Source organism: Streptomyces sp. 71268 (assembly GCF_029392895.1).
In the GTDB taxonomy this organism is placed as follows: domain Bacteria; phylum Actinomycetota; class Actinomycetes; order Streptomycetales; family Streptomycetaceae; genus Streptomyces.
In genome coordinates this window covers 3,379,548-3,405,051 of the sequence record NZ_CP114200.1, presented here as the reverse complement: position 1 = coordinate 3,405,051, position 25,504 = coordinate 3,379,548, and the positions used below count along the sequence as shown (strand labels likewise).

Genomic DNA, 25,504 nt, shown 5'->3' with positions numbered 1-25,504 from the left:
CCCGCGGACCGGGCTCGCGGCAGACGCCCCGCGAGCCCGGCCTGGCCGGGCCAGCCGACCCCGTGGAGAGGGGCGGTCCGGCCCCAGGCCCGTCCCGCTCCGCGGTCCCGTGCGCATGTGCATCACCGGACCAGGAGGGAAGCCGATGCGGGTTTCCGTCGTCTTGTTCACCGCCGACCTGCGAATGCACGACCATCCGCCGCTGCGGGCCGCCCTGGCCGGCGGCGGCCGGGTGGTGCCGCTGTTCGTCCGCGACACCGGCGTCGCCACGACCGGCTTCGGGGCGCCCAACCGGGAGGCGTTCCTCCGCGACTGCCTGGCCGACCTCGACGCGGGGCTGCGGTCGCGCGGGGGCCGGCTGGTGCTGCGCTCCGGCGACGTGGTGGAGGAGACGTGCCGGGTCGCGGCGCAGGTCCTGGCCGCGGAGGTGCACGTGTCCGCGGGCGCCAGCGGCTACGCGCAGCGCCGCGAGGAACGGTTGCGGGCCGCGCTTGAGCGGGACGGGCGGCACCTGGTCGTGCACGAGGCGGTGACCACCGTCCTGCCGCCCGGCGCGGTGAGCCCGTCCGGAGGTGGGAGCCACTTCGCGGTGTTCACGCCGTACTTCCGCGCCTGGTCCCGGCAGGCGCCGAGGGACCCGCTGCCGGCCCCGCGCGCGGTGCGGCTGCCGGACCGGTCCGTCGCCTCCGACCGGATGCCCGTGCGCGGGGGCGTGCGCGGGCTCTCGCCAGGGCTCGCGGTCGGCGGCGAGAAGGACGGCCGGCGCCGCATGACCGCCTGGCTGCGCGACGACCTGGCCGGTTACGAGGAGGGCCACGACGACCTCGCGGGCGACGCCACCTCGCGCTTCTCACCCCACCTGCACTTCGGCACGCTGTCACCGGTCGAACTCGTCGCCCGGGCGCGCAAGGTCGGCGGGCCGGGCGCGGCAGCCTTCGAGCGGCAACTGTGCTGGCGCGACTTCCACCACCAGGTGCTCGCGGCCCGCCCCGAGACGTCGTCGGCCGACTACCGGCCGCGCGGCGACCGCTGGCGCGACGCGCGGGGGCAGGCGGCCGAGGACGTCGCGGCCTGGCGCTCGGGCCACACCGGCTTCCCCGTGGTGGACGCCGCGATGCGGCAACTGAAGCACGAGGGTTGGATGCACAACCGAGGCCGACTGCTCACCGCGAGCTTCCTGACCAAGACGCTGTACGTGGACTGGCGGGTCGGCGCCCGCCACTTCCTCGACCTGCTGGTCGACGGCGACGTGGCGAACAACCAGCTCAACTGGCAGTGGGTGGCCGGCACCGGCACGGACACCCGGACCGGCCGGGTGCTCAACCCGGTGCGCCAGGGCAGACGATACGACCCGGACGGCGCGTACGTACGCCGCTGGGTGCCCGAACTCGCCGACCTGCCGGGGCCGGCGGTGCACGAGCCGTGGAACCTGCCAGCCGAGGAACGCGCACGCTACGACTACCCCGACCCGATCGTCGACCTGGCCGCCGGCCGGGACCGCTTCCACCGCGCCCGCGACCGGGAGTGACCTGGGCACACGGCCTGCTTGGGGCCTGCTCGGGGCCCGCCGTCGGCCCGCTGGTCGGCCCGGCGGCGGGGCGTGGCCGGGGGCGGATGTCAGTGGTGACCTTTAGCGTGGTTCGTGGTCGCACGCTCGCCGTTGCCGCGCCGCCGTCCGCTCGCCCCCGCACGCCCGGCCCCGCACCCGGGGCCGCCCGCCACCACCCCACGGAGACCCGATGACCATTCGCCGTGTCGTTCCCAACCTCGCGTCGCGGGCACAGGAGGAGAGCCGCGACTTCTACGGCCTCCTCGGCTTCGAGGAGGTCATGAACCAGGGCTGGATCATGACGCTCGCCTCCCCGTCCCAGCCCACGGCGCAGGTCAGCTTCATGACCGAGGACCGGACCGGACCCGTCATACCCGACCTCAGCGTGGAGGTGGATGACGTGGACGCGGTGTACGCGGCGGTGCGCGGCAGCGGGGCGGAGATCGTGCACCCGTTGCGGGACGAGGAGTGGGGCGTACGCCGGTTCTTCGTCCGCGACCCCAACGGCCGGGTGGTCAACGTGCTCGGCCACCGCTGACCCACCCCCACCCGCGTACGCGGCACGCCTCCACCCGCGTAGGGAACCCCGGACCCGCCCGCGCACGGAACGCACCCGCGCCCGCGTACGGAACGCGGCCCGCCCCGCTGGGGGTGGGCGGCGGTCAGGACAGCGTGTCCGCGACCACCGAGGCCGCCTCCGCGATCAGCTTGTTGTCGTACTCGGCGTCTTTGTCGCGCCGGTTCGACATGATCGCCATGACGATGGGGGCCGAGTCCGGGGGCCAGACCACGGCGATGTCGTTGCGCGCGCCGTACGTGCTGCCGGCGCCGGTCTTGTCGCCGACCTTCCAACTCTTCGGCACGCCGGCCCGGATCAGCTCGTCGCCGGTCTTGTTGGTGCGCAGCCAGGTGGTGAGCTGGGCGCGTTCCGGCTTGCGGAGCACGTCGCCGAGGACGAACGCCCGCAGGTCCTTCGCGAGGGCCCGCGGCGTGGTGGTGTCGCGCGGGGACGCCGGGTCCCAGTCGCTGAGTCCCGGTTCGATGCGCTCCATCTGCGTGACGTCGTCGCCGATCCCCTCAAGCACGGCGTCCAGCCCCTTCGGGCCGCCGATCTCCTCGAAGAGCAGGTTGGCCGCGGCGTTGTCGCTGTAGCGCACGGCGGCATCGCAGAGCGCGCGCAGGGTCATCCCGGTGTCGACGTGCTTCTCGGTCACGGGAGAGTTGGCGACCAGGTCGTCCTTGGAGTACCGGATGACCTTGTCGAGGCCGGACAGGGAGAACTCGCGCAGCACGGCGCCGGCCTCCAGGGCCTTGAACGTGGAGGCGAAGGGGAACCGTTCGCCGTCGTTGTAGGCCACCTCGCGCCCGCTGCCGGTGTCGACGGCGTACACCCCGAGCCGCGCGTCGAACTTCCGCTCCAGGTCCCTGATCTTTCGGATGGCCGCGTTCGGCGTACCGCCCGGCGCGGCCGACGACGGCGCCGACGACGCGGTGGCCGACCGGCTGGCCGCGGGAGACGCGTCGGCGGAGTCGTCGTCGCCGCAGGCCACGAGCGTGGCGATGGTCAGCGTGGCGAGCGCGCCGATGACGGCTCGCCGGGCACGGGTGTGCTGCATGGCGTGGAAACCTCCGGTGGGTGTGTGCCCCGTGCGCGGGGCGCGTGGCCGAGCCCCGCGCACGACGGACCAGGGCGTGCGGGAGCGGGGCGCGGGCGTGCGGAAGCAGGGTGGACGCCCCGCCCGATGCCGGGTCAGGACCTCTCGGACCACCCTCGCGCCCCGCGACCATGCGGTCCAATGCACCCGCGCGCGGTTCCATGCGCAATCGGCATACGAGGCGAGGGCGGAGTGGGTGCGGGACGGTGCGGAGCGGGCGGGGGTGAGCGCGGTGCCCGCGTACGGGACTGGCACCGGCCCGGCACGGAGGTGACACCCAGCCCGGCACGAGGCTGACACAGGGCCCGGAACGGGACCGAGACCGGGCCCGGCACGGGGCTGACATAGGGTGCGGGCGTGGATCTGGTGGGAGCGTGTCGCGCGTTCGTCAGCGTCAGCGAGCGCGGCAGCTTCACCGTCGGGGCCGCCGCCGCCCGCATGTCCCAGTCGGTGGCCAGCCGACGGGTGGCTGCGCTGGAGGAACGGTTCGGGGAGCCGCTGTTCGAGCGCGCCTCGCGGCGCGCCCGGCTCACCCCGTTCGGCCGCGACATGCTGCCCGTGGCCAGGCAACTCGTACAGGCGGCGGACGTGCTGCTGGACGAGGCGGAGGTCGCCAGGCGCAAGCCGTGGCGGCTCGCGGTGCCCGACATCTGCTCGACGGCCAGGCTCGCCCGCCTCGTCGCCGAGGCGCGCGGCCAGGGCGTCACGCTCGACCTGCGGGTCGCGGCGCCGGCGCAGCGCGGCGAACTCCTGCACGCCCAGCAGGTGCGGGCCGCGCTGCTCGCGGTGCCCGCGGCCGACGCCACCTGGTCCGTACCGCTCGGCCTGGCCGGGGTCGACGACCCGGGCGTACGGCGCGTCTACCTCGACACGCTGCGGGTCGGCCGGGCCAGCACCGGCCCGGCCCGGCGCGTGTGGGTGCAGCCCGAGGACGACGTACCGCATGTGCGCGACCCGCTCGCGCGGCTCCGCGACGCGGTCGGCCTGCGGCCCGCCCAACTCGCCACCGCGGCCGACCTGACCACCGCCGCCGCGGAGGTGCTGGCAACCCGCGACCTGTTGCTGTGCTCCCCGGACCAGGCCGACGAACTCGCCCTGCACTGGCGGCCCATCGGAGAGTTGGCGCTGTGCCGCGGGTTCGCCCTCGCGGCGGCGGGCGACGGCAACCCCCACCTCGTCCAGTCCCGCCTGGGCCGCGCCATCGCCCGCTGCCTGGGCGCGGCGGAGCCCGACGCGGACGGTACGGGCGCCGCGGGCGGTACGGGCGATACGAGGGCGGCCGGTGCGAACGAGACGGGTGCGGATGCGGCAGCGGGCGCGGACGTGGCCGCCGGCGCGGTCACGCGTCGGAGCGGCGACGCGCGGGAGGTGGCCGGGCCGTGAACACCGAGTCGCTGCTGCGCGCGGCGCGCGAGTCGCTGCGCGAGGGGGGCCTGCGCGGCTGTCTGCTCGTACGCGACCTGCACACCGGCGAGGAGTTGGGCATCGACCCGGACACCCAACTGCCCTCCGCGTCCCTGGTCAAGGTCCCGCTCGCGGTGGCGACGGTGGAGCGCGTCCGGCGCGGGGAGTTGGACGGGGCGATGGCGCTTGAGGTGCGGCCCGGGCGGATCAGCACGCCGGGCCCGACCGGGCTGAGCCGGTTCCACCACCCGGCCCGGGTGGCGGTGGACGACCTGCTCTACCTCAGTACGTGCGTGAGCGACGGCACGGCGGCCGACGCGCTCTTCGAACTCACCCCGCCCGCCCAGGTCGCCGCCATCCTGCGCGAACTCGGCCTGCGCGACATCACCGTCCGCCACGGCATGCGCGAGCTGTCCGAAACGCCCGAGGAGCGCTTCGACGCGACCCAGGCCCACCTCGCGCACGCGCTGGCCATCGACGCCGGCACCAGCGGACGCGGCCACCGCGTGCCCCAACTCGACACCACCCGCGCCAATACGGGCAGCGCCCGCGCCTACGTCGACCTGCTCCAGGCCCTGTGGACGCCCTCGGCCATCCACCCCGAGGTGGCGGCCCGGATACGCGACCTGATGGCGCACAACCTGTTCCGCCAACGGCTCACCCCGGACTTCAGCTCCGACGCCACCACCTGGTACTCCAAGACCGGCACCCTGCTCAACCTGCGCCACGAGATCGGCGTCGTGGAACACGCCGACGGCCAGGTCTTCGCCGTCGCGGCCCTGACCGAGTCCCTGGTCCCCGCCAGTTCCCAGCCTGGCGCGGAGGCCCTGATGTCCCAGGTGGCCCGCACGCTACGGGACCACCTGCGGCAACTGTGAGGCGGTCGCCCGGCCCGCACGCCGCCGCTCAACTCGTCGGCGCGGCGGGTCCGATGTCCTCGTGGGGTGTGACGTGCCAGTGGAGGGTGACGGTGGCGGTGTAGCGCAGGTGGCGTCCGTCGGGGTGGTCGCGTGCGGCGTGGGAGGTGCACCAGCGTTGTGCCTGGTGGTGCATGCCGGTGATGGTCTCGGTGGGTTCGGGGATGGGTGACTGGTCGCCGCAGGTGGTGCAGGTGGCGTGGACGGTGTACGGGGTGGCGTCGGGGTCGGGGGCCAGGGTCATCTCGACGTAGCGGTAGCGGTGGCGCCCGTGGTGGCGGGTGGGGTGGGGTTGGTGGTTCATGTGCGGGGCTCCTGGCCGCTGGCGCGCAGGCGGGCCGCGCGGGCACAGGCCGGGTGCACGGTCAGGGCCCGGGGCGGGTCGGCGGGGGTGCGACGGGCGGTGAGGGTGACGCTCTCCTTGGGGTGCAACTCCCGCTCACACAGGGCGCACGGGGTGGGCAGCGCGCCGGGCCCGTGCGCGAAGAAGACGGCGGAGGTGAGCACCGCGCCCAGGTAGTACGGCTGGGCCAGGTACCGCCCCGACCACTCCCCGCTGATCCGCCAGTGCACCCCCGGTCCGGTACGCCGATGCGCGGGCGGCACCCCGACGTAGTGCCTGCGGTCGCCGGCGGCGAGCAGGGTGACGTAGCGACCCAGGCGCTCCCAGTGCGCGAACCCGGCCGCCTCGCCCGGCGGCAGCAGCCAGTAGGTGCAGGAGGCGCGCGGGTCGATGATGGCCGCGCAGTTCTCCGTACCGTCCAGGATCTGGAAGGCGGCGTCCGCGATGGCGGCGGAGGTGCGCACGGCGTCCCACTGGCAGCCGGCCGGCAGGAGCATCACCCCCTCCTCCGACGGCGGGACCCAGTCGAGCCCGATCACGACCGCCCGCCCTTCGTGGGCCGCAACGCGACGATGGCGTGGGCGCCCAGGTACGTCGGCAGCGTGCGGCTGTGCCACCCCAACTCCCCGCCCCGCGTCCAGCGGACGCCTCCGCCGGGGGGAATCCAGTCGTGGGGTGGGGTCGGTTGGTTGAGCATGGGCAACGGCCTCCGGGGAGTTCGGTGATGGATTGGTCACCGAACGTAAAGCCGCCTGGCCACGCCGCTCAATGGCAAAAATTCGAGGAGGGCCGAGGAAGTGCTATCGCCCCTCTACGTCGGCACACTCAGGGCATCGGCCAGCAGGCGCATCTCGGGGGTCAGCGTGCGTCGCCGCTTGATCACGTGGCCCACGATGTCCTGTGCGTACCGCTGCTGTACGAGCCATTCGGGTTGGGCGGCATGGATCGCGGTGAGCACCTCCACCGCCTCCGGGTACTTGCGCACCATCGTGTAGGCGCGGGCGACGTCGAGCCGGTGGCGGTGGTAGTCGGTCTCCTGGCCCGCCCCGGTTCCGACCAGTCGCTGGCCGGCGCGCAGGACCTCGTCCGGGCGGTCGAGGATCACGCCCTTCTCCGCTGCCTTGTACGCGACCACCACCGGCCCCCACGGGTCTGGACGGGTGCTGCTCGGGGTGATCGTCCCCGTTACGGTCGCCGCCGCCCGGGCGAGCCGCATCATGTCGTCGGCCTCCCCGTCACGGGCGTCGCGCAGGCTCGCGGACGCTCCGTGCAGGAGCAGCCAGCCCCAGGCCGCGATGGTCTCCACCGGTGCCCGCGACAGCCTGGGCTCCATGTCGTCCGCCCAGCGCTGCGCCAGTTCGGACGCCTTGTCCAACCGGCCCTGGCGCATCAACAGCCAGGACGAGGTGGCGACCACCGAAGCGGCGCGTACGTGGTCCGGTGCGTCGTCCAGGGCTCGGCGTAGCGCTAGCTCCGCCCCCTCGTACTGCCTGGCCTGCGTCAGCATGGCACCCGCCATGTGGAGGAGCTGGGCGCGGATGGAGCGCACCTCGAGTGAGCTGTCCAGCGCGTCGACCTCCCGGAGCAGCGGCGCCAGGACGGCGACCTCGTCGGCCATCCGCTTGGCGATGTGCAGCCGGCGCACCTCGGCGAGGGCCGCGAGGAGGCCGGGTGTGGTGGGTTCCTCGTCCAGGCGCGCCGGGCGGGGAGCGGCGACGGCCTCCAGGAGCGGCTGCCACGGGACGGGGTCCGGGGCCGGGCCCTCGGGCGGCTGACGCCGTACGAGAGCTGTCGTCGGCACCCGCAGGGCCGCTGCCAGCGCGCGTACCGTCTCCATGCGCGTCTCGCCGGCGCTGCCCTGCTCCAGCTTCCGCACGGTGGAGACGGACACCTTGGACGCGGTGGCCAACTCGCGCTGGGAGAGGCCGCGGCGCTTGCGTAGGTCACAGACGCGCTCACCGAGCGTGCCGCGGTTCTCGGTCATATCGGACTCCTCGCCCTGACGTCGGTACTCAGACGGTACCGCCGTCGCTGGGCGTGCTGTCAGGGCCAATGGGCTGGCAGCGTAAGGACGTTGACGTGTGTCGTGGGGGCGGCCGGGGCCCTCGGTGGGCGCGTGGTCGTGCGACAGGCACTCCGGGAAGGTAAACGCCGCACCACGCGGCGAACTCGCGCAGCGGCTCCTCCGCGCGCTGGCGTGCTCTCAGCAGCGTGGCCACGGTCTCGTGCACCGAGTGGTGGTAGCGCGTGAGCTGGGCCGACGCCGTGCGTGCCGCGTGGAGGGAGGCGAGCGCGGCGGGGCGTTTCGCGGTCCACGCCTCCGCGCGGGCGCGGTCGATCCAGTAGTGCGCCGCCCGCGTCGGTGCGTACCCGTCCGGTAGGTGGACCGTACGGGCGTACTCCAGTGCCCGCGCATGGTCATCGCGGTCGCCTGCCGCCGCGATCTGGTGCAGCCGTACGTTGAGCGGGCCGAACGCCAGCGCGTGGTGCCGGGTTTCGCCGGTCGCCCTCGCCAGCTCGGTGGCTTGCCCGAGCCAGTCGTCCGCTGCCGAGTCGTCGCCGTCCCGGGCGGAGAGGACGGCGGCTCGCAGTTGGAGGGTGCCCCGTACGGCCTGGGTGGCGCGGTCGCCGTCATCGTCCAGGTCACGCAGTGCGTGCCGCATCAGGGAGACGCCCCGGCTCAACCGTGAGCTGTCCGCCGCCATCTGGGCGCGCTCGTACCGTTCGATCGCGACCTGGCGCGGATCGCCGGAGTGCGGCGCGGCGACGGCCATGCGGGTGAGGGCCAGCCGGGCCAGGTCCATGTATCCCAGCCGGTAGGCGACGATGGCCGCCGTGCGCGCGGCCTCGGCTTGCAGGGCGTGGGCGCGCTCTTGTCGGTGGCCGGCGGGCTGGAGCTGGGTGGCGATGGCGATCTCGCTGACCAGGCCCGGGAGACGTTCGGCGAGCTTGGTGAAGCTGGCCTGTACGCGCAGTGCGATGAGTTCTCGTATCGCCGTCTCCAGGGTCGTGAGTGAGCGCGGGGGCGGTGCGTCGGTGGGCGGGAGGTCCCAGTCGTCGAACGCGGCGCTGAGCGGCGTGAGCAGGGCGTCGAGTTGTTCGCCCTGGAGGGCCTGGATGTAGGGCTGGCCGCGCAGCACCGAGACGCTGACGCCGAGCGCTCGGGCGACGGCGGCGAGGATGGGCTCGCTGGGGTAGCGATCCCCCTTCTCGATGCGGCAGAGCTGGCTCGCGGACACGTGGGCGTGCCGGCCCAGTTCCTGAAGGGAGTAGTCGCGGATCAGACGGAGTTGGCGTACGCGGGCGCCGATGGTCTCGGTGGTGTCGGTGGGGTCGGACATGGTGCTCCCCGTTCTCTGTCAGCACTCAGCACGGTAGCGCTCAACGGTGCGAAGGGCGGGCCCTGTTGCTCCGGTCGCGCCCAGCGTGGACGCGTCCGTCGTGGTCGACCGCGGTGGTCGTAGGGACAAGGCCGCCGCCCCTACTCCGCACGCAACGCCGCAGCCGTACGCGTCCTGGCCGCCCAGCCGGCCGGCGCGAGGGCGCCCAGGAGCGCGATCGCGGTTCCGCTCAGTCCCAGCAGGAGCAGCCGTAGCGGCCCGTACACGTCGAGGATCGACGGTGGCAGGGTGGTGCCCACGGCATGGCCCATGACCGGCATCACGAGGTGGTGGAGCGCGTAGCCCGCCGGCACGCCGAGCAGGCCGCCGAGTGTGCCGAGCGCGGTGACCGGGGTGAGCACCAGGAGCATGGTCTGGCGTGGTGACATGCCGATCGCCTTGCAGACGCCCAGGTCGTGGACGCGTTCGCGGGTGTCGAGGAGGGCGGAGTCGAGTACGCCGAGGCCGGCCACGCAGACGAGCATCAGGGTGAGCAGCGCGGCCAGCGCGGACATGAGGAGGACGGTGCCGTCCTGGCCCGGGGAGGTGTGGGTCGTGGCGTCGCCGCCCAGGGGCTGGACGAGTGCGGCGACTTCTCGCGTGTACGCGTCGGCGGAGACGCCGGGCCGCACCTCGATGAGGAAGGTGTCGGGCTCGGCCGAGGGGAAGTCGGCCAGGTCGGCATGGATTTCCAGTTCGTCCCCCGAGGTGTCGAAGGACTCGCCCACGATGCGCAGGCGCGCGCTCTCCCCCGCGTGGGTGACCCGCACCGGGTCGCCGATCCTGGTGCTGGTGCGCTCCAGGAAGCGGCTGGGCACCACCACCTGTCCCGGGCCGGTGAGCCAGTGTCCGGCGAGCATCTCGTAGCTGCCGGAGCGCGCGTCACCCTCGTACAGGCTGGCCTGCACCGAGCCGGGGACGCCGGCGACGGTGACCTCGGTGTGGGCCTTGCCGTAGTACGAGTCCGTGCCCGGTCGCGAGGCGAGGGCGGCGCGGACCTTCGCCGGGTCGGCAGCCCTGAGACCGGTCGGATTGGGCGCGGCGCCGCGCGAGGGTGACGGGCTGGTCGCGCTGTCGCCCGCGGGAGGGGGCGGTGGGGGAGCGATCTGGTGGGCTCGGGTGGTGGTGACCGTGACGGCGGCCCGGCGCTCGGGGTCCTGGGCGGTGCCGATCGCGGTCAGGGACGAGGTCAGGCCCACCGCGAAGGTCGCCGCGACCGTGCCGGACGCCACCGCGAGCAGCGTCGCGAGGGCACGGACCGGGTGCGTGAAGGGGGTGGCCAGGCCGTAGGTGACCGGACGCGGCAAGGGCAGTCGCCCCAGCGCGCGGTGCGCCCACTGGCCGCGCCCCGGGCGCGGGGACCGGCCGAGCGCGATGGCCTCGACGGTACGCAGCCGCCCGGCCCGCAGGGCGGGGGCCAGCGCCGCGAGCCCCACGATCACCAGGGCGGCGGCCGGCACCAGGGCGCTCACCCACCAGGCCGCCGCGAGCGGGCCGGCGCCGTACATCTCCTCGGTGTCCGCGAGGAGCGGCACCGCCAGGAGGTTGCCCAGGGCGACGCCCAGGGCGGTGCCGACGCTGGCCGGGAGTAGTGCCTGGGCCAGGTAGGCGCGTACGACCTCGCGCGGGGTGAAGCCGATGGCCTTGAGGATGCCGATCCTGCGCCGGCTGGTGCCGACCGCGCCGCTGATCACGCTGCTGACGGTGATCACCGACATCACGATGCCGAGCACGCCGAAGGCCGTGACGAACGGGACGGTCGCCGCCGCGGCCTGGTCGGCGGCGCGCTGGGTGTCCAGCCAGGACCGGGTGCCGAGGAGCGCCCTGGGCGGCACGGCGGCGGCGAGCTTCCTCCGGTCGGCGAGGACCTGTTCCGTGGTGCTCGCGGAGTCGAAGCGGTAGAGCATCTGGCGCGTGACCGGGTTGCCCTCCGACGCCAGGGTGTTGACCTGCGCAGGCGTCGTCCAGGCGTCGGCGGTCTGGCTGACCGACACGGCGAGGCCGACGACCGTGAGGGTGGGCGCGTTCGGGGCGTCCGAGGCCCGCAGCGTGGTGCCGACGGCGATGGTGGGCCCCTCGAACGAGGCGGCGAGCACGACCTCGCCCGGTGCCCGCGCCCACCGGCCGGAGGTCAGGTCCACGCGGTCCACGGCGCCGCCCGGGTCGGGCCGGCCGACCAGGGTCAGCGTCGGCAGCCGGAAACCCGTCGGGTCCACCGGGCGGAACGTCGTGGCGGGGTAGGGGCCCGCGCTCGCGGTGACGCCGGTCGCCTGTCCGGTACGGGCCAGTTGGGCCGCGCTCGCCCTGGCCGGATCGTACTCAGCGCTCAGGTGCGCGCCGCGCTGCTTCCCGAAGGCGTGCGCGAAGGGCTCGGACGAGGCGACCAGCAGCGTCCCGGCGACCACGGCCGAGGCCACGGCCATCATCGTGGCCACGGCGATCACCACCGTCCGCCCCCACCGCCGCCCCACCCCGGAGCGTACGACCCGGCCCATGGCGCCGCTGCCGAACCGGATCACCGCGCGGCCCGCGCGGACGAGTCGCTGGCGATACGACCGTCGACCAGGTGGACCGTGCGGCTCGCGCAGGCCCGCGCCAGCGCCGGGTCGTGCGTCACCAGCACGATGGTCTGCCCGGTCCGGCGCAGGTCCAGCAGCAGGCCGCGCACGTCGTGGCCCGCCGCGCTGTCGAGCGCGCCGGTGGGCTCGTCGGCGAGCAGCAGCGCTGGGCGGTTGACCAACGCCCGGGCGAACGCGACTCGTTGGCGCTCTCCCCCGGAGAGCCGGCCCGGGTAGGCGCGGGCGTGCCGCTGGATGCCCAGCGCCTCCATGAGTTCAGCCGCGCGGGCGGCGGCCTGGCGCCGGCTGGCCCCGGCGAGCTGGGCCGGGAGCTGGATGTTGTCGGTGACGGTGAGGTCGTCGAGGAGGTTGAAGAACTGGAAGGCGATGCCGATGTGCGCGCGCCGGAACGTGGCCAGGGCGCGTTCGCTCAACCGGTCGATCCGCCGGCCGGCCACGGTCACGGCGCCGGCGGTCGGCCGATCGAGGCCGGCGACGAGGTTGAGCAGGGTGGACTTGCCGCTGCCGGAGGGGCCCGTCACGGCGAGGGCCTCGCCCTGGGCGACGCTGAGCGTGCACGGTCCGAGCGCCGGCGCTCCGCCGCTGTCGTAGCGCTTGGCCACACCCTCCAGTTCGATCACCTGACGCATACGAGTAGCCCGTCCTCACGGTCGCTGGGGGCGCCTGCTGTTGCCGGCCCGGTGAACGTAGAGGCGGTCGCGTGGCGGGCGCGTCGGCCGTGGAACCAGCATCGGGCCCTCCGGAGGGAGGAACCGGCCGCGGCGTCCTCCCCGAGGAGTACGACGTGCGGACGAGGCCCTGACCGCACAGGCGGACGCGGCCCGTGCGGCGGGCACCGCACAATCTAGGGATGGACACCGAACGCCGGCGCGGCGCCTACCAGCAGCTCGTCGACGCGCTGCGGCCGGAGGCCAAGGCGGCCCCGCCGTCCCGGCGAGCGGTGCGCGCCGACGTGGCGCTGGCGGTCGTGCTGACCGTCGTCGCCCTGTTCGTGGCGGTGCGCTACTCCGGCGACGGGCCGGTGGACATCCCGCCGCGGGTCGACGCCGGGGCCGGGGTCCCGGCTCCGCCCGCGCCGCCCGACCCGGGCCAGGTGGCGGTGCCGGCGGCGGAGGAGCGTGACCCCGTGCCCTGGGGCCTGGTCGTCCTGTCGACGCTGCCGCTGGTGGCCCGGCGCCGGTACCCGCTGACCCAGTTCGTGGTGGTGCTGGGCGCGGCCCTGGCCGTGGGCGACTCGGCTTCCTGGATCACCGTGGTGGCCTGCGTCATCGGGGCCTACAGCGCCGTCGTCCACAGCCGGTACCGGGTGGCGGCGATCGCCGTCCTGGTGATCGCCGCGGCGCTGTCCGGTTACGCCTTCCGCAACGCGGACCCCGTGCTCCCCGGCTGGTCGAGCCCGGGATTCGTACTGCTCGTGGCCGGGATGCTGGCCAGCCTCGTCCGCTTCCTGCAACTGCGGTTGGCGGCCAGCCGGGACCGGGTCGCCGAGTTGCGGGCGGCGCAGGAGGAGGCCACGCGCCGGGCCGTCGAGGAGGAGCGCGCCCGCATCGCCGCCGAGCTGCACGACGTGGTGACCCACAACGTGAGCGTGATGGTGATCCAGGCGGGCGCGGCCCGCAAGGTGATGGACGTGGTGCCCGAACAGTCGAAGGAAGCGCTGCTGGCCGTCGAGGCGGGAGGCCGGGCCGCCATGGCCGAACTGCGCCACGTGATGGGCCTGTTGGCCGCCCCGGACCAGGAGCGGCCCGACGCTTTGGAGCCCCAGCCCGGGCTCGCGCGACTCGACGCGCTGGTCCACCGGGTACGCGCCGCCGGGACGCCCGTCACCGTCGACGTGTCGCTGCCACCGACCCCGCTGCCACCGGGGGTTGACCTCGCGGCCTACCGCGTCGTCCAGGAGGCGCTGACCAACACGCTCAAACACGCGCGCGGCGCGCACGCCTCTGTGGCCATCACGTACGCCGACGACCGGCTGGAGATCGAGGTCACGGACACCGGCGGCGACCAGGCCCACCCGCCGGTGGAGAGCAACGGCCGCGGCCACCTGGGGCTGCGCGAACGGTTGGCCGTCTACCGGGGCGAGCTGACGACCGGGCCGACGAACGCCGGCGGCTACCAGGTCACGGCCCGCATCCCCTGGAGCGCCGCATGAACCCGCCCACGAGCGGGTCCGTACCCACGGACCACCCACCGCTGCGCGTTCACCCACCGCTGCGCGTCGTCATCGCCGACGACCAGGCCCTGGTGCGCACCGGCTTCCGCATGATCCTCGCCGCGGACGGCATCGACGTGACGGCCGAGGCGGCCGACGGGGCCGAGGCCGTGGCGGCGGTCCGGCGCACGCGGCCCGACGTGGTGCTGATGGACATCCGGATGCCGCAGACGGACGGCATCGAGGCCACCAGGCGCATCGTCGGCGACGCGGGCCTGGACGGCACCCGGGTCATCATCCTCACCACGTACGACCTCGACACTTACGTCTACGCCGCGCTCACGGCCGGCGCCAGCGGCTTCCTGCTCAAGGACGTCACCCCGGAACACCTGGTCGCCGCCCTGCGCCTGGTACGGACCGGTGACGCGCTGCTCGCGCCCACCATCACGCGGCGGCTGATCGAGCGCTTCGCCCCGCGCGAGGAGCCGCGCACCGTCGCACCGCACCGCGACCTGTCCGGCCTCAGCCCGCGCGAGATGGAGGTGCTCCGGTTGCTCGCGACGGGCCTCAGCAACGCCGAACTCGCCTCCCGGCTGTTCCTCAGCCCGACCACGGTCAAGAGCCACATCGGCCGCATCCTGTCGAAACTGGACCTGCGCGACCGCGTCCAGGCCGTCGTCTTCGCGTACGAGACGGGGCTGGTCACCCCGGGCGGGGACACGCCCAGCGGCGCGTAGTGCGTGGCGTGCCCGCCGGCCGGTCCGGTGGGGCGAGCGCCCGGCCCGGCGCGACGCCGTCAACCGCCCCGCCCGGTGAGCGGAGAGGTGAGCGGAGAATGGAGCGGTGACATGGCGTGGTGATGTGGCCGAGTTGCTGGCGGCGGCCGGCGTCCTCGACGTGGACGTCGAGGAGGCCGTCGCGGACGAGCACGTCCGGTCGGCCGCGTACCAGCGCGTCGTCTCGGTGGCCGCCTCCGCGCCGAGCCGCGAACGTGACCGCGCGCTCGTGGCCACGATCCTGCGCGACCCCCACGAGATGACGTCCAAGACGGCGGTGGTCGCCCTCGTGGACAAGGTCGCGACGCGGGCGAGCGGTCCCGCCGAGTTCCGGCGGTGGGCGGCCGGGCTGCTGCCGGAGGTCGAGCGCCTGACGACGGAGGCGTACCGCGAGTTCATCCGCCGTCGCGTCCACGACTGGCTGTTCCACCTGTCCGTCAGGGACGGTCACGTGCCGACGGCGGCCGAGTTGGCGCGGGTCACGGACTGGATGCAGCGCCTACTCGCCGAGGAGTCGACATCGCCGGCGGTACTCGCCCTGCTCGCCGAGTCGGGCCACCGCAGGAAGACGCGGAACGTGGCGCTGAACCGGAGCCGGAGCGTTGACGGTTCGCGGGGAGGTCGGCGAGCGGCGGCCGACAGGCGCGCCGGACGCGGTTGAGCGCGGCGGCGACGGCCGCGCCGGCTTGGGCGGGGGGCGGCCCTGCTGGCCCCGGCCGGCCAGGCGTTCAGGCCGCCGATTCCCCGAGGGTGAGAAGCGCGCGTTCCGACGGGGAGCCCGGCTCGGCCTGGTAGATCCACAGTTGGAGTTCCGGGTGGTCGGGCGGGGTCAGGACGTGCTGGCGCAGGGTGAGCGGGCCGGCCACCGGGTGGCGGAAGTGCTTGGTGGCACTGGCCTTGCGGTGGACGTCGTGGCGGGCCCAGAGGCGACGGAACGAGGCGCTGCGGTCACTGAGTTCGCCGACCAGGTCGGCCATCTGGGGGGTGTACGGCGCGGGGCCGGCCGCCGCGCGCAGCGTGCCGACGGTGCACTGGGCCAGGTGCTCGGGGTCGGGGACGAACTCCCCGACGGCGGGGTCCAGGAACGCCATCCGGGCCAGGTTGTCGCGCAGCGGGAGGCTGGCGTAGAGCGCGTCGGCGGGGCCGTTGCGTACGAGCACGTCCAGCCAGGGGGTGACCAGCATGGCCGGGGCGGTGACCCAGTGGCGTACGAGGTGGGTGAGGGCGTCTTCGGTGCCGGTGGGCAGGGTGTCCGGGGCGGTGGGTGGGGTGGGCTGGTCCGCGAGGGCGCGCAGGTGGGTGTGGGCGGCGGTGTCGAGGCGTAGGGCGCGGGCCAGCGCGGCGAGCACCTGGGAGGAGGGCCGGCGCTCGCGGCCCTGTTCCAGGTGGACGTAGTAGTCGGTGCTGACGCCGGCGAGCAGCGCGACCTCCTCGCGCCGCAACCCCGGCACCTGCCGGGCGGGCCCGGGGGCGAGGCCGTGGTCCGTGGGACGGACGAGCGCGCGGCGGGCGCGGAGGTACTCCGCGAGCGGTCCCGCCGATCTCGACGCGGCACCCGGCCCGCCCCTGTCGCCCTCGCCAGCCGCGTCACCCACGGTCACCCTCCTCACCTGTGCCAGCCATGTCACCCGTGCCAGCCATGCCAGCCGGGCCAGTCATGCTAGGCGCCGGTCTCGCGCTCGCGGGTGGGTGTGCCACCACCACCCGCGCTGCCCGGCCGGCGCCTAGCGTCGCCGTTGGTCAGGCGGCGCGGCGCGCCGTGGGAGCGAGGAGGAGAGGCATCACATGTACGTGGTGACAGGGGCCACCGGGCGTACGGGCAGCGCCGTCGTGGACGAGCTGGTACGCGCCGGCCACGGCGTGCGCGCGCTCGGGCGCGGTGCCCGTGGCCTGGCGCCGGCCGCCGCCGCCGGCGCGGAGCCGGTGGTGGCGGAGCCGACCGACGCGCAGGCGCTCGCCGCGGCCTGTCACGGCGCCGAGGGCGTCTACGTCATGGTCCAACCCAACTACATCCCCGACAGCCCCGACTTCGCGGCGCACCAGCACCGGATCGTCGAGGCCATGACGGTGGTGCTGGCCGCCGCCGGTGTGCGGCGGGTGGTGACGTTGAGTAGCTGGGGCGCGGACCAGGAGGCCGGCACCGGCCCGGTGGCCGGGTTGCACCGGCTGGAGCGGCGTACGAACACCCTGGACGCGGCGGTCACCCACCTGCGGGCCGGCTACTTCATGGAGAACCTGCTCGGCCAGGTCGAGTCCATCCGCCGGGACGGCCGGGTCGCGGCACCCTTCACCCCCGACCTCCCGATGCCGTTCATCGCCGCCGAGGACGTCGGCCGCGCCGCCGCCCGCCACCTCGTCGGGCCGACCCCGGCACGCCCGGGCGCGCCGGAGGTGGTCGAACTGCACGGCGAGCGCGACCTGAGCATGGCCGAGGTGACGGCCGTGATCGGCAGGCTCGTGGACCTGCCGGGCCTGCGATACGAACAACAGCCGATCGAGCGGTTCGTGGCCGAGCAGCGCGCGGCCGGGGCGTCGGCGAACGTCGCCGGCCTGATGGCCGAGGTGGCCCGCTCGATCAACTCCGGACGCATCGCCGCTCGCCAACCCCGGTCCGCGGCCACCACCACGCCGACGACGATCGAGACCTTCGTCGCCCGCAGCCTCCTGCCCGCGCTGCGGGCCGGTTCCTTGGAGGAGGCCGCACGGTGATCGGCGTACGCGCCCATCTGCCTTCCGCCTGAGACGTACGGGCTGTCCCTCCGAGAGGTACGGGTCGTCCGTCCGGGACCTGCGGACCGTCCGTCCGAGACCTCCGGACCTTCCGCCCGCGCTGCACGGACCTTTCGTCCAAGACAGGCGAGCCGAAGTCGGCGACGGTAGGGGCATGCGCAGACACGAAGTGGGGGGCGCCCCCACGGATCGCGATGCCGAGCGCGGCTGGGAGGTCGCCCGCCCGCTCGGCGGTACGTCACTCGACGGCGTACGGATGGCCGGATACCGCGACCGCGCCGCCGCCGGCCTGGACCTGCGGGTGCTCCCGCAGCCGGCCGTGATCCTCGTCATCGGGCTCGGGAGCGAGCCGCTCGCGGTGGAGGGCGCCACCGGGCACCGGCCCATGCGGAGCCTGGTCGCCGCGCTGTCGCCCGGCCCGGCCCGGGTGCGCGGCGAGCGCGTCGAGTGCGTGGAGGTACGGCTGACGCCCCGTGCCGCCTACGGGCTGCTGGGGGTCTCGCCGCCCGAACTGGACGGGTCGATCACCAACCTCGCGGACCTGTGGGGAGCGCGCGAACAACGTCTGCGCGAGCGGTTGACCGAAACCGCGACGTGGCAGGAGCGCCTCGCGCTGACCGAGGAGTTCCTCATTGAGCGGGCGGCGGCGGCCCCGTCAATGGCCCCCGAGGTCGCCGCCGCCTGGGACACCATCGTGGCCCGCCGAGGCCGGATACGGGTGGGTGACCTCGCCGCGTCCTGCGGCTGGAGCCGCAAGCGACTGCGCACCCGATTCCACGCCCAACTCGGCCTCACCCCCAAGCGGGCCGCCATGCTGGTCCGCTTCGACCACGCGGTACGGGCGCTACGCGCGGGCGAGAGCGCCAGCACGGTCGCCCTGACCTGCGGCTACGCCGACCAGCCGCATCTGCACCGGGACGTGGCGGCCCTGGCCGGGTGCACCCCCGGCGCCCTGGCCGCCGACTGACCTCCGCCGGCCGGCCTCAACTGGCTGGCCTGTGCCGGCTGGCCTGTGCCGATTGATCTCTGCTGAGCCACCGCCCCCACATGCAGCAGGCGGGCCGCGCCCGCGTGCCCGCGCCCTCCCACCCTTACCGCCCACCCACCCGAAGGAAGGAAAGCACCGTGACGAACACCGATGCCCAACCCATGAGCGATGTCCGAACGACAGCCGATGCCGGAGGAGCGGGCGATGCCCGAGGAGCAGGTGATGCCCGAGAAGCGGGCGTGGCCGACCGCGATCTGATCGTCCGGCTCGCGTTCGGGAGCATGGCCGCCCAGACCCTGCGCGCGGCGGTCCGATTGAAGGTGATGGAACGGGTCGGCGCCACGCCGCGCCCGGCCGCCGAGTTGGCCGCCGAGGCCGGCGCCGAACCCCAGCCCATGACGCGGTTGCTGCGCGCCCTGGCCGGCCTCGGCCTGCTGGTGGAACACACCCCCGACCACTTCTCGGCGACCCCCGCGGGCGCCCTCCTCGACCCCGGAAACCCCGACTCGCTCACCTCGTTCGTGCGGATGTTCACCGAGCCGACGATCGTGCGGGCCTGGGAGCACCTGGACGACAGCGTCCGCACCGGGGACATCGCCTTCGACGCCGTCTTCGGCACCGACTTCTTCAGCCACCTCGCCCAGCACCCCGAGCTGTCAGCCGAGTTCAACGCGGCGATGAGCCAGGCCGTCGCGGCGACCGCCGCCGCGCTGCCGTCCGCGTACGACTTCGGCCGCTTCACCACGGTCACGGACGTCGGCGGGGGCGACGGAACCCTCCTGGCCGGCGTGCTGGCCGCCCACCCGGGCCTGAACGGCGTGCTCTTCGACACCACGGAGGGCCTGTCCAAGGCCCCGCAGACGCTGGAGCGGCACGGCGTGGCGGGCCGCTGCTCGCTGGTCGCCGGCGACTTCTTCCGCTCGGTCCCCGCGGGCTCGGACCTCTACCTGATGAAGAGCGTGCTGCACGACTGGACGGACGACCAGGTGGTCACCATCCTGCGCAACTGCCGCGCGGTGCTCCCGCCCGGTGGCCGCGTCCTCATCGTGGAGCCCGTACTCCCCGAGGTCGTCGACCCCCGCGCCGAGGCCGACGTCACCGACGGCGGCATCACCTACCTGTCCGACCTCAACATGCTCGTGAACGTCGGCGGCAGGGAGCGCACCCGCGCGGACTTCACCGACGTCTGCCACCGCGCGGGCCTGACCCTCACCTCGGTCACCCCCATCGCCGACGCCGCGCCGTTCTCCCTCATCGAGGCCGTGGCTGGCTGACCCGGCGGGCCGCCGGCGGACCACGAGTCGCCGCCGGTGCGCCGCGCGCCGCCGTCATCCGCCGGTTGCCAGCCGCCGGGTGGGCCCTCCTCAGTACGATGATCCGGTGATGTCCCAACGCGGCCCGATAGCGCAGCAGTTGATCGCCGTCACCTGGCTCGTGGCTGCCCTGGGAGCGGTGGCCGCGGAGCGGTACGCGACTCAGGACGTGGGCGGCTCCGAGTGCGTCATCGCCTACTCCAGGATGACCGTCGGCACCGAGTTCAGCGACACGTGGACGCCGGACGAGGAGACCATCGACCGGGCCTACCAGAAGGCCGTCGAAACCGGCCGATGCGAGCGGCCTCGCAAGCGGTGGGAGGAATGGCTCGACTGACGACTCGGCGCCGCGCCCGGCGCTTCCAGACGGCCCGCCCCAAAATCCCGCCCCTCCCGCCACCCCCACCCCCTACCCTCCCCACCATGACCGAGCCCGAGCCCATCGCCACCCACCCGACACAGCCGCGCCCCCGGGCCGCCGGTGACCGTTCGTCCGAATCCGCACCCGCGACGGCCTATGTCTGGCGCGGGGACTTCGCCAACCCCGAGGTCAACGTCCTGCACGCGCAGGGGTTCGACCATCCGCCGTTGGACATCGACTGGCACACCCAGGTGCACCGGCACAGCCTGGGCTGGGTGTGCGCGCGGCGCGGGGAGGAGTTGGTCGGGTTCGTCAACGTGGCCTGGGACGGCGGGGTGCACGCGTTCGTGCTGGACACCGTGGTGGCTGAGGGCACGCGGCGGACGGGGGTGGGGACGCGGCTGGTGGCGGCGGCCGTGGACGGGGCGCGGGCCGCGGGGTGTGAGTGGCTGCACGTGGACTTCGACGACCACCTGCGCGCGTTCTACTTCGACGGCTGCGGTTTCACCCCCACCGACGCGGGGCTCATCGCTTTGTGAGCGGGCCCCCGGCCCCACCGCGCCCCTCCGGGCCCCCAGCTCCGCCGCGCCCGCCCGGGCCGCCAGCCCCGCCACGCCCGCCCGGGCCACCAGCCCCACCGCGCCCCTCCCGGCCCTCGGGCCCACCCCGCCCCTCGGGCCCGCCCCGAGAGGCGCTCCCGGGGCGGATGGAGCCGGCCTGGCGGGACCAGTACAGGCGCTGGGCCAGCAGTGTCAGCGTGCCGGCGAGGGCGATGCCCGCGAGGTTGAGCAGGAGTTGTTCCGTGGAGCCGCGGGTCTGGCCCAGGTCGCCGTAGCCGAGGGCGACGGCGGCGTTGGCGGCGGCCGGGACCGTGGTCACCGAGATCGCCACGCCGACCAGCGCGCCCGACTTCGCCGACGTCAGCGACAGGGTGCCGGCGATGCCGGCGAGGAAGGCCACGACGAAGGAGAACAGGTCGGGCCGGTAGATGAAGTTGGTGTTCGGCCGCTCGGCCTCCACGTCCGCCTTGTCGAAGAGCCCCACCGCGTCCATGAACAGGCTGAACAGCGTCGTCAGCGCCATCGCCACCGCGAACCCCGTCAGCAGGGCGATCAGCGAGCGCGCGGCCAGTCGCGGGGCGCGCCGCACCAGCGCGGTGCACAGCCCGGCCAGCGGGCCGAACTCGGGGCCGACGGCCATCGCGCCGACGATCAGGATCGCGTTGTCGAGGACCACACCGCAGGCGGCCAGCATCGTCGCCACCGTCAGGAAGGCCAGGAAGGTGACGGAGAGGGTGGACTCCTCGTGGGTGGCCTCCACGAGTTGTTCCCACACCACCGCGTCCGAGCCCTCGCCGGGCGCCTCCTCCTCGGCCCGGTCCGCCCGGTGCGAGAGCGTCAGGTCGATGTTCTCGACGGTGATCGCGCCGCACTCGTCGATGCCGATCGCGCGCAGTTCGTTGAGGACCTCGTCGGCGGCCTCCCGCGCCACGTCACACAGCACCACGTCACCGGCCGGGTCGCGGCCGGCCCCGGTGAGTACGGCCAGGTGGGTGGCGCCCACGCTGCGCTCGAAGAGCGCGACCACCTCGTCGGTGCGGTGCGCGGGGACGATCAACCGCAGGTGCAGCACGGCGGGCTCCTCGGAGTCGGCGTCACGTCAGCATCGGGTCGGCGTCGCCCGGACGGTCGGGTCGGGGGCGCGGAGAGGCAGCCTACGGGGGCGGGGCGGGGACGGGCGCCCCGGTCCGTACGGGGCGCGGACGCCCCGCGCGGTCACAGCTTGCGCAGCCGCAGGCGTTGCACCTTGTGGTCGGGGCCCTTGCGGAGCACGAGGGTGGCCCGGCCCCGGGTGGGGGCCACGTTCTGTTGCAGGTTGGGCCGGTTGACCGTGCGCCAGATCATGCGCGCGTAGTCGAGCGCCTCGTCCTCGGAGACCTGGGTGTACTTGCGGAAGTACGAGAACGGGTTCTGGAACGCCGTCTCGCGCAGCTTGCTGAACCGGCCCAGGTACCAGCGCTCGATGTCCTCCGTCCGGGCGTCCACGTACACGCTGAAGTCGAAGTAGTCGGCCAGCGCCACCCGTGTCCTGCCGTCCTTGCCGGGCAGCGCGGGCTGGAGCACGTTCAGGCCCTCGACGATGAGGATGTCGGGGCGGCGCACGGTCAGCCGCTGGTCGGGGACGATGTCGTACACCAGGTGGGAGTAGACGGGCGCGCTGACCTCGTCCTTGCCGGCCTTCACGTCGGCCACGAAGCGGGTCAGCGCCCGGCGGTCGTAGGACTCGGGGAAGCCCTTGCGGGACATCAGGCCGCGCCGGTGCAGTTCGGCGTTGGGCAGCAGGAAGCCGTCCGTGGTGACCAGCTCGACGCGCGGGTGCTCGGGCCAGCGCGCGAGCAGGGCCTGCAGGAGGCGGGCGGTGGTGGACTTGCCGACCGCGACGCTGCCGGCCACCCCTATGACGAACGGCGTCCCCTGCTGCGCGCCCTGGCCGCTGCCCGCGTCGCCGAGGAAGGTGTTGAGGGCGCCCCGCAGGTTGCTGGTGGCCCCCACGTAGAGGTTGAGCAGCCGGGACAGCGGCAGGTACACGTCGCGCACCTCGTCGAGGTCGATGACGTCACCCAGGCCGCGCAGCCGCTCCACCTCCTCCGCCGTCAGCGGCAGCGGCGTCTTCTCGCGCAGCCCGCTCCACTGGGCGCGCGAGAGATCCACGTACGGGCTCGACTCGGCCCGCCTCGGGACACCGCCCTGCGGCCCGCCGTGCGGCCGTTGGTCACTCACCGAAGACCTGATCACTGATTCATTGTGGGTTCTCACGGCGCGGTACGGGGCGTGCGTTCGGTCACGCCGGGGCGTGGCGACCCACTCGGCGACCCGCCCCGCGACTCATCCGGGACCCGCCCGGCGGGCCGTCGTGGCGGGTCGCCACGACGGCCCGCCGCGCGGGGGCCGCGCGTACGCTGCACCCCATGTGCGGAATCGTTGGCTATGTGGGAGGGCAGTCCGCCCTCGATGTCGTTCTGGCCGGGCTCGGGCGCCTTGAGTACCGGGGCTATGACTCGGCGGGGGTCGCGGTCCTCGCCGACGGCGGCCTGGCCGCCGCGAAGAAGGCGGGCAAGCTCGCCAACCTGCACAAGGAGCTGGCCGACCGACCGTTGCCGACCGGCACCGCCGGTATCGGCCACACCCGCTGGGCCACCCACGGCGGGCCCACCGACGCCAACGCCCACCCGCACCTGGACAACGCGGGCCGGGTCGCCGTCGTCCACAACGGCATCATCGAGAACTTCGCGTCGCTCCGCGCCGAGCTTGCCGAGCGCGGCCACGCCCTCGCGTCGGAGACCGACACCGAGGTCGTCGCGCACCTGCTGGCCGAGTCCTTCTCCTCCACGGGCGACCTGGCGGAGTCGATGCGGCAGGTGTGCGGGCGGCTTGAGGGCGCGTTCACGCTGGTCGCGGTGGTGGCCGACGACCCCGACGTGGTGGTCGGGGCGCGCCGCAACTCGCCGCTGGTGGTGGGCGTCGGGGTCGGTGAGAACTTCCTGGCCTCCGACGTCTCCGCGTTCATCGAGCACACCCGCGAGGCCATCGAGCTCGGCCAGGACCAGGTGGTGGAGGTGCGCCGGGACGCGGTCACGGTCACCGGCTTCGACGGGGCGCCCGCGACCGTGCGCCCGTACCACGTGGACTGGGACGCCTCGGCCGCCGAGAAGGGCGGTTACGACTACTTCATGCTCAAGGAGATCGCCGAGCAGCCGAAGGCCGTGGCCGACACGCTGCTCGGCCGGATCGACGCCGCCGGCAACCTCTCGCTGGACGAGGTCCGCATCCCGGCCGCCGAACTGCGCGAGGTCGACAAGATCGTCATCGTGGCGTGCGGCACCGCCTTCCACGCCGGGATGATCGCCAAGTACGCCATCGAGCACTGGACCCGCATCCCCTGCGAGACGGAGCTGGCCAGCGAGTTCCGCTACCGCGACCCGATCCTGGGCCCGCGCACCCTGGTCGTCGCCATCTCCCAGTCCGGCGAGACGATGGACACCCTGATGGCGCTGCGGCACGCCCGCGAGCAGGGCGCCCGGGTCCTGGCCATCTGCAACACCAACGGCTCGACCATCCCGCGCGAGTCCGACGCCGTGCTCTACACGCACGCCGGGCCCGAGGTCGCCGTCGCCTCCACGAAGGCGTTCCTCACCCAACTCGTCGCCTGCTACCTCGTCGCCCTCTACCTCGGCCAGGTGCGCGGCACCAAGTGGGGCGACGAGGTGCACGCGGTCATCCGGGAGCTGTCGGAGATCGCCAGCCAGGTGGAGCGGGTCCTGGAGACGATGGAGCCGGTGCGCGAGCTGGCGCGCTCGCTGGCCGACCAGGACACGGTGCTGTTCCTGGGCCGGCACGTGGGCTACCCGGTGGCCCTGGAAGGCGCCCTCAAGCTCAAGGAGCTGGCGTACATGCACGCCGAGGGGTTCGCCGCGGGCGAGCTGAAGCACGGGCCGATCGCGCTGATCGAGGACGGCGTGCCGGTGGTCGTGGTCGTCCCCTCGCCGCGCGGCCGGTCCGTACTGCACGACAAGATCGTCTCCAACATCCAGGAGATCAGGGCCCGTGGCGCCCGCACCATCGTGATCGCCGAGCGCGGCGACGCGGGCGTGGCGCCGTACGCCGACCACCTCATCGAGGTCCCGGCCACGCCGACGCTGCTCCAGCCGCTGGTGACCACCGTGCCGTTGCAGGTCTTCGCCTGCGAGCTGGCCACGGCCCGGGGCAACGAGGTGGACCAGCCGCGCAACCTCGCCAAGTCCGTGACGGTGGAGTGAGGATGCGCGTGACGGCGCGGCCGGTGGCCGCCACGGGCCACGGCCCCCACGGGGCGGCCTCGTGATCATCGGGGTGGGGATCGACGTCGCCGAGATCGACCGGTTCGGCGCGGCCATGGAGCGCACGCCGGGGTTGGCCGAGCGGGTCTTCGTACGGCGGGAGCTGTGGCTGCCCAGCGGCGAGCGCCGGGGCACCGCGTCGCTGGCCGCCCGGTTCGCCGCGAAGGAGGCGCTGGCCAAGGCGCTCGGCGCGCCGAGCGGGCTGCGCTGGACGGACGCCGAGGTGTGGACGCTGCCCAGCGGCCAGCCCCGGCTGCGGGTGCGCGGCACCGTCGCCGAGCGGGCGGCCGAACTGGGCGTGCGCACCTGGCACGTCTCGCTCAGCCACGACGCGGGCGTCGCGTCGGCCGTGGTCATCGCCGAGGGCGAGCAGGCCGCCGGTTCCGCCCCGGACGGCCCGGCGGACGCCTGGCCGGCGGACGACGGCTGGCCGGAGCGGTAGCGCGCGGCCGGCGGCGCATCCGGCGGGCCCGGGCGCGGC

Annotated in this window: 24 protein-coding genes and 1 pseudogene; 14 read left to right on the top strand and 11 right to left on the bottom strand. The window is 74.2% G+C overall.

The window, feature by feature from the left end; genetic code table 11:
- Positions 1-145: 145 nt before the first annotated feature.
- Together OYE22_RS12760 and OYE22_RS12755 are read left to right on the top strand one after the other, a co-directional pair.
- Positions 146-1,528 carry a deoxyribodipyrimidine photo-lyase gene (locus OYE22_RS12760; protein ID WP_277320539.1) on the top strand — a complete coding sequence of 461 codons (1,383 nt, stop codon included), beginning with the start codon at positions 146-148 and terminating at the stop codon, positions 1,526-1,528.
- A gap of 211 nt (positions 1,529-1,739) precedes the next feature.
- Positions 1,740-2,087, top strand: a complete 348-nt coding sequence (locus OYE22_RS12755) for a VOC family protein (protein WP_277320538.1) — start codon at positions 1,740-1,742, stop codon at positions 2,085-2,087.
- A gap of 124 nt (positions 2,088-2,211) precedes the next feature.
- On the opposite strand, the gene bla is transcribed toward OYE22_RS12755, so the two are convergent.
- On the bottom strand, positions 2,212-3,165 hold the full coding sequence (gene bla / locus OYE22_RS12750; RefSeq protein WP_277320537.1) for a class A beta-lactamase: 954 nt from the start codon (positions 3,163-3,165) through the stop codon (positions 2,212-2,214).
- A 396-nt stretch (positions 3,166-3,561) separates the two neighbouring features.
- Here bla and OYE22_RS12745 point away from each other — a divergent pair, with 396 nt between their 5' ends.
- Complete coding sequence (locus OYE22_RS12745) at positions 3,562-4,587, top strand: LysR family transcriptional regulator (RefSeq protein ID WP_277320536.1); 1,026 nt, start codon at positions 3,562-3,564, stop codon at positions 4,585-4,587.
- A complete protein-coding gene (locus OYE22_RS12740) occupies positions 4,584-5,486 on the top strand; it encodes a serine hydrolase (protein WP_277320535.1) in 903 nt (300 codons plus the stop codon). Before OYE22_RS12745 ends, OYE22_RS12740 begins: the two co-directional genes overlap by 4 nt.
- Positions 5,487-5,514: 28 nt before the next feature.
- Here the strand turns inward: OYE22_RS12740 and OYE22_RS12735 are convergent, their stop codons facing one another.
- The 7 genes from OYE22_RS12735 to OYE22_RS12705 form a co-directional block, all read right to left on the bottom strand.
- Positions 5,515-5,829: a hypothetical protein gene (locus OYE22_RS12735; protein WP_277320534.1), complete on the bottom strand. Its 315-nt coding sequence runs from the start codon at positions 5,827-5,829 to the stop codon at positions 5,515-5,517.
- Positions 5,826-6,365 (bottom strand): hypothetical protein, encoded by a 540-nt coding sequence (locus tag OYE22_RS12730; RefSeq protein ID WP_277320533.1) that lies wholly within the window; start codon positions 6,363-6,365, stop codon positions 5,826-5,828. Before OYE22_RS12730 ends, OYE22_RS12735 begins: the two co-directional genes overlap by 4 nt.
- Positions 6,366-6,403: 38 nt before the next feature.
- Positions 6,404-6,565: a hypothetical protein gene (locus OYE22_RS12725; RefSeq protein ID WP_277320532.1), complete on the bottom strand. Its 162-nt coding sequence runs from the start codon at positions 6,563-6,565 to the stop codon at positions 6,404-6,406.
- 114 nt (positions 6,566-6,679) lie between these two features.
- A complete protein-coding gene (locus OYE22_RS12720; RefSeq protein WP_277320531.1) occupies positions 6,680-7,852 on the bottom strand; it encodes a helix-turn-helix transcriptional regulator in 1,173 nt (390 codons plus the stop codon).
- Positions 7,853-7,880: 28 nt separating this feature from the next.
- Positions 7,881-9,209 carry a helix-turn-helix transcriptional regulator gene (locus tag OYE22_RS12715; protein ID WP_277320530.1) on the bottom strand — a complete coding sequence of 443 codons (1,329 nt, stop codon included), beginning with the start codon at positions 9,207-9,209 and terminating at the stop codon, positions 7,881-7,883.
- A 140-nt stretch (positions 9,210-9,349) separates the two neighbouring features.
- On the bottom strand, positions 9,350-11,743 hold the full coding sequence (locus OYE22_RS12710) for an ABC transporter permease (protein WP_277324110.1): 2,394 nt from the start codon (positions 11,741-11,743) through the stop codon (positions 9,350-9,352).
- Between the two features lie 20 nt (positions 11,744-11,763).
- A complete protein-coding gene (locus tag OYE22_RS12705) occupies positions 11,764-12,456 on the bottom strand; it encodes an ABC transporter ATP-binding protein (protein ID WP_277320529.1) in 693 nt (230 codons plus the stop codon).
- A gap of 221 nt (positions 12,457-12,677) precedes the next feature.
- Here OYE22_RS12705 and OYE22_RS12700 point away from each other — a divergent pair, with 221 nt between their 5' ends.
- From OYE22_RS12700 to OYE22_RS12690, 3 genes are all read left to right on the top strand, one after another.
- A complete protein-coding gene (locus OYE22_RS12700) occupies positions 12,678-13,979 on the top strand; it encodes a sensor histidine kinase (protein WP_277320528.1) in 1,302 nt (433 codons plus the stop codon).
- Positions 13,976-14,716 carry a response regulator transcription factor gene (locus tag OYE22_RS12695; protein ID WP_277320527.1) on the top strand — a complete coding sequence of 247 codons (741 nt, stop codon included), beginning with the start codon at positions 13,976-13,978 and terminating at the stop codon, positions 14,714-14,716. Before OYE22_RS12700 ends, OYE22_RS12695 begins: the two co-directional genes overlap by 4 nt.
- Positions 14,717-14,822: 106 nt before the next feature.
- Positions 14,823-15,416: a hypothetical protein gene (locus OYE22_RS12690; protein ID WP_277320526.1), complete on the top strand. Its 594-nt coding sequence runs from the start codon at positions 14,823-14,825 to the stop codon at positions 15,414-15,416.
- A gap of 67 nt (positions 15,417-15,483) precedes the next feature.
- On the opposite strand, the gene OYE22_RS12685 is transcribed toward OYE22_RS12690, so the two are convergent.
- On the bottom strand, positions 15,484-16,350 hold the full coding sequence (locus OYE22_RS12685; protein WP_277320525.1) for a helix-turn-helix transcriptional regulator: 867 nt from the start codon (positions 16,348-16,350) through the stop codon (positions 15,484-15,486).
- Positions 16,351-16,540: 190 nt separating this feature from the next.
- Between OYE22_RS12685 and OYE22_RS12680 the strand changes: the two genes are divergently transcribed.
- The 5 genes from OYE22_RS12680 (at position 16,541) to OYE22_RS12660 (ending at position 20,686) form a co-directional block, all read left to right on the top strand.
- Positions 16,541-17,464, top strand: a complete 924-nt coding sequence (locus tag OYE22_RS12680) for an NAD(P)H-binding protein (RefSeq protein ID WP_277320524.1) — start codon at positions 16,541-16,543, stop codon at positions 17,462-17,464.
- Between the two features lie 175 nt (positions 17,465-17,639).
- Positions 17,640-18,452, top strand: a complete 813-nt coding sequence (locus OYE22_RS12675; RefSeq protein ID WP_277320523.1) for an AraC family transcriptional regulator — start codon at positions 17,640-17,642, stop codon at positions 18,450-18,452.
- A 260-nt stretch (positions 18,453-18,712) separates the two neighbouring features.
- Positions 18,713-19,747, top strand: coding sequence for a methyltransferase (locus OYE22_RS12670; protein ID WP_277320522.1), 1,035 nt, complete (start codon positions 18,713-18,715; stop codon positions 19,745-19,747).
- 109 nt (positions 19,748-19,856) lie between these two features.
- Positions 19,857-20,123 carry a hypothetical protein gene (locus tag OYE22_RS12665; protein ID WP_277320521.1) on the top strand — a complete coding sequence of 89 codons (267 nt, stop codon included), beginning with the start codon at positions 19,857-19,859 and terminating at the stop codon, positions 20,121-20,123.
- 86 nt (positions 20,124-20,209) lie between these two features.
- On the top strand, positions 20,210-20,686 hold the full coding sequence (locus tag OYE22_RS12660) for a GNAT family N-acetyltransferase (protein WP_277320520.1): 477 nt from the start codon (positions 20,210-20,212) through the stop codon (positions 20,684-20,686).
- A gap of 178 nt (positions 20,687-20,864) precedes the next feature.
- Here the strand turns inward: OYE22_RS12660 and OYE22_RS12655 are convergent.
- Both OYE22_RS12655 and coaA read right to left on the bottom strand, forming a co-directional pair.
- Positions 20,865-21,779, bottom strand: a pseudogene (locus OYE22_RS12655) (DUF389 domain-containing protein); the annotation flags it as partial.
- A 143-nt stretch (positions 21,780-21,922) separates the two neighbouring features.
- Positions 21,923-22,927, bottom strand: coding sequence for a type I pantothenate kinase (gene coaA / locus OYE22_RS12650; protein WP_277320519.1), 1,005 nt, complete (start codon positions 22,925-22,927; stop codon positions 21,923-21,925).
- 188 nt (positions 22,928-23,115) lie between these two features.
- On the opposite strand from coaA, the gene glmS reads away from it, so the two are divergent.
- Both glmS and OYE22_RS12640 read left to right on the top strand, forming a co-directional pair.
- Entirely contained in the window at positions 23,116-24,963 is a 1,848-nt protein-coding gene (gene glmS / locus OYE22_RS12645) for a glutamine--fructose-6-phosphate transaminase (isomerizing) (RefSeq protein WP_277320518.1), read from the top strand.
- Positions 24,964-25,024: 61 nt separating this feature from the next.
- Positions 25,025-25,465 carry a holo-ACP synthase gene (locus tag OYE22_RS12640; protein ID WP_277320517.1) on the top strand — a complete coding sequence of 147 codons (441 nt, stop codon included), beginning with the start codon at positions 25,025-25,027 and terminating at the stop codon, positions 25,463-25,465.
- The last annotated feature ends 39 nt before the right edge of the window (positions 25,466-25,504 follow it).

Coding starts and splice junctions, on each gene's coding strand:
- OYE22_RS12760 (WP_277320539.1), top strand. CDS start 146: ATGCGGGTTTCCGTCGTCTTGTTCACCGCCGACCTGCGAATGCACGAC.
- OYE22_RS12755 (WP_277320538.1), top strand. CDS start 1,740: ATGACCATTCGCCGTGTCGTTCCCAACCTCGCGTCGCGGGCACAGGAG.
- bla (WP_277320537.1), bottom strand. CDS start 3,165: ATGCAGCACACCCGTGCCCGGCGAGCCGTCATCGGCGCGCTCGCCACG.
- OYE22_RS12735 (WP_277320534.1), bottom strand. CDS start 5,829: ATGAACCACCAACCCCACCCCACCCGCCACCACGGGCGCCACCGCTAC.
- OYE22_RS12730 (WP_277320533.1), bottom strand. CDS start 6,365: ATGCTCCTGCCGGCCGGCTGCCAGTGGGACGCCGTGCGCACCTCCGCC.
- OYE22_RS12725 (WP_277320532.1), bottom strand. CDS start 6,565: ATGCTCAACCAACCGACCCCACCCCACGACTGGATTCCCCCCGGCGGA.
- OYE22_RS12720 (WP_277320531.1), bottom strand. CDS start 7,852: ATGACCGAGAACCGCGGCACGCTCGGTGAGCGCGTCTGTGACCTACGC.
- OYE22_RS12715 (WP_277320530.1), bottom strand. CDS start 9,209: ATGTCCGACCCCACCGACACCACCGAGACCATCGGCGCCCGCGTACGC.
- OYE22_RS12710 (WP_277324110.1), bottom strand. CDS start 11,743: ATGGGCCGGGTCGTACGCTCCGGGGTGGGGCGGCGGTGGGGGCGGACG.
- OYE22_RS12705 (WP_277320529.1), bottom strand. CDS start 12,456: ATGCGTCAGGTGATCGAACTGGAGGGTGTGGCCAAGCGCTACGACAGC.
- OYE22_RS12700 (WP_277320528.1), top strand. CDS start 12,678: ATGGACACCGAACGCCGGCGCGGCGCCTACCAGCAGCTCGTCGACGCG.
- OYE22_RS12695 (WP_277320527.1), top strand. CDS start 13,976: ATGAACCCGCCCACGAGCGGGTCCGTACCCACGGACCACCCACCGCTG.
- OYE22_RS12680 (WP_277320524.1), top strand. CDS start 16,541: ATGTACGTGGTGACAGGGGCCACCGGGCGTACGGGCAGCGCCGTCGTG.
- OYE22_RS12675 (WP_277320523.1), top strand. CDS start 17,640: ATGCGCAGACACGAAGTGGGGGGCGCCCCCACGGATCGCGATGCCGAG.
- OYE22_RS12665 (WP_277320521.1), top strand. CDS start 19,857: ATGTCCCAACGCGGCCCGATAGCGCAGCAGTTGATCGCCGTCACCTGG.
- OYE22_RS12660 (WP_277320520.1), top strand. CDS start 20,210: ATGACCGAGCCCGAGCCCATCGCCACCCACCCGACACAGCCGCGCCCC.
- glmS (WP_277320518.1), top strand. CDS start 23,116: ATGTGCGGAATCGTTGGCTATGTGGGAGGGCAGTCCGCCCTCGATGTC.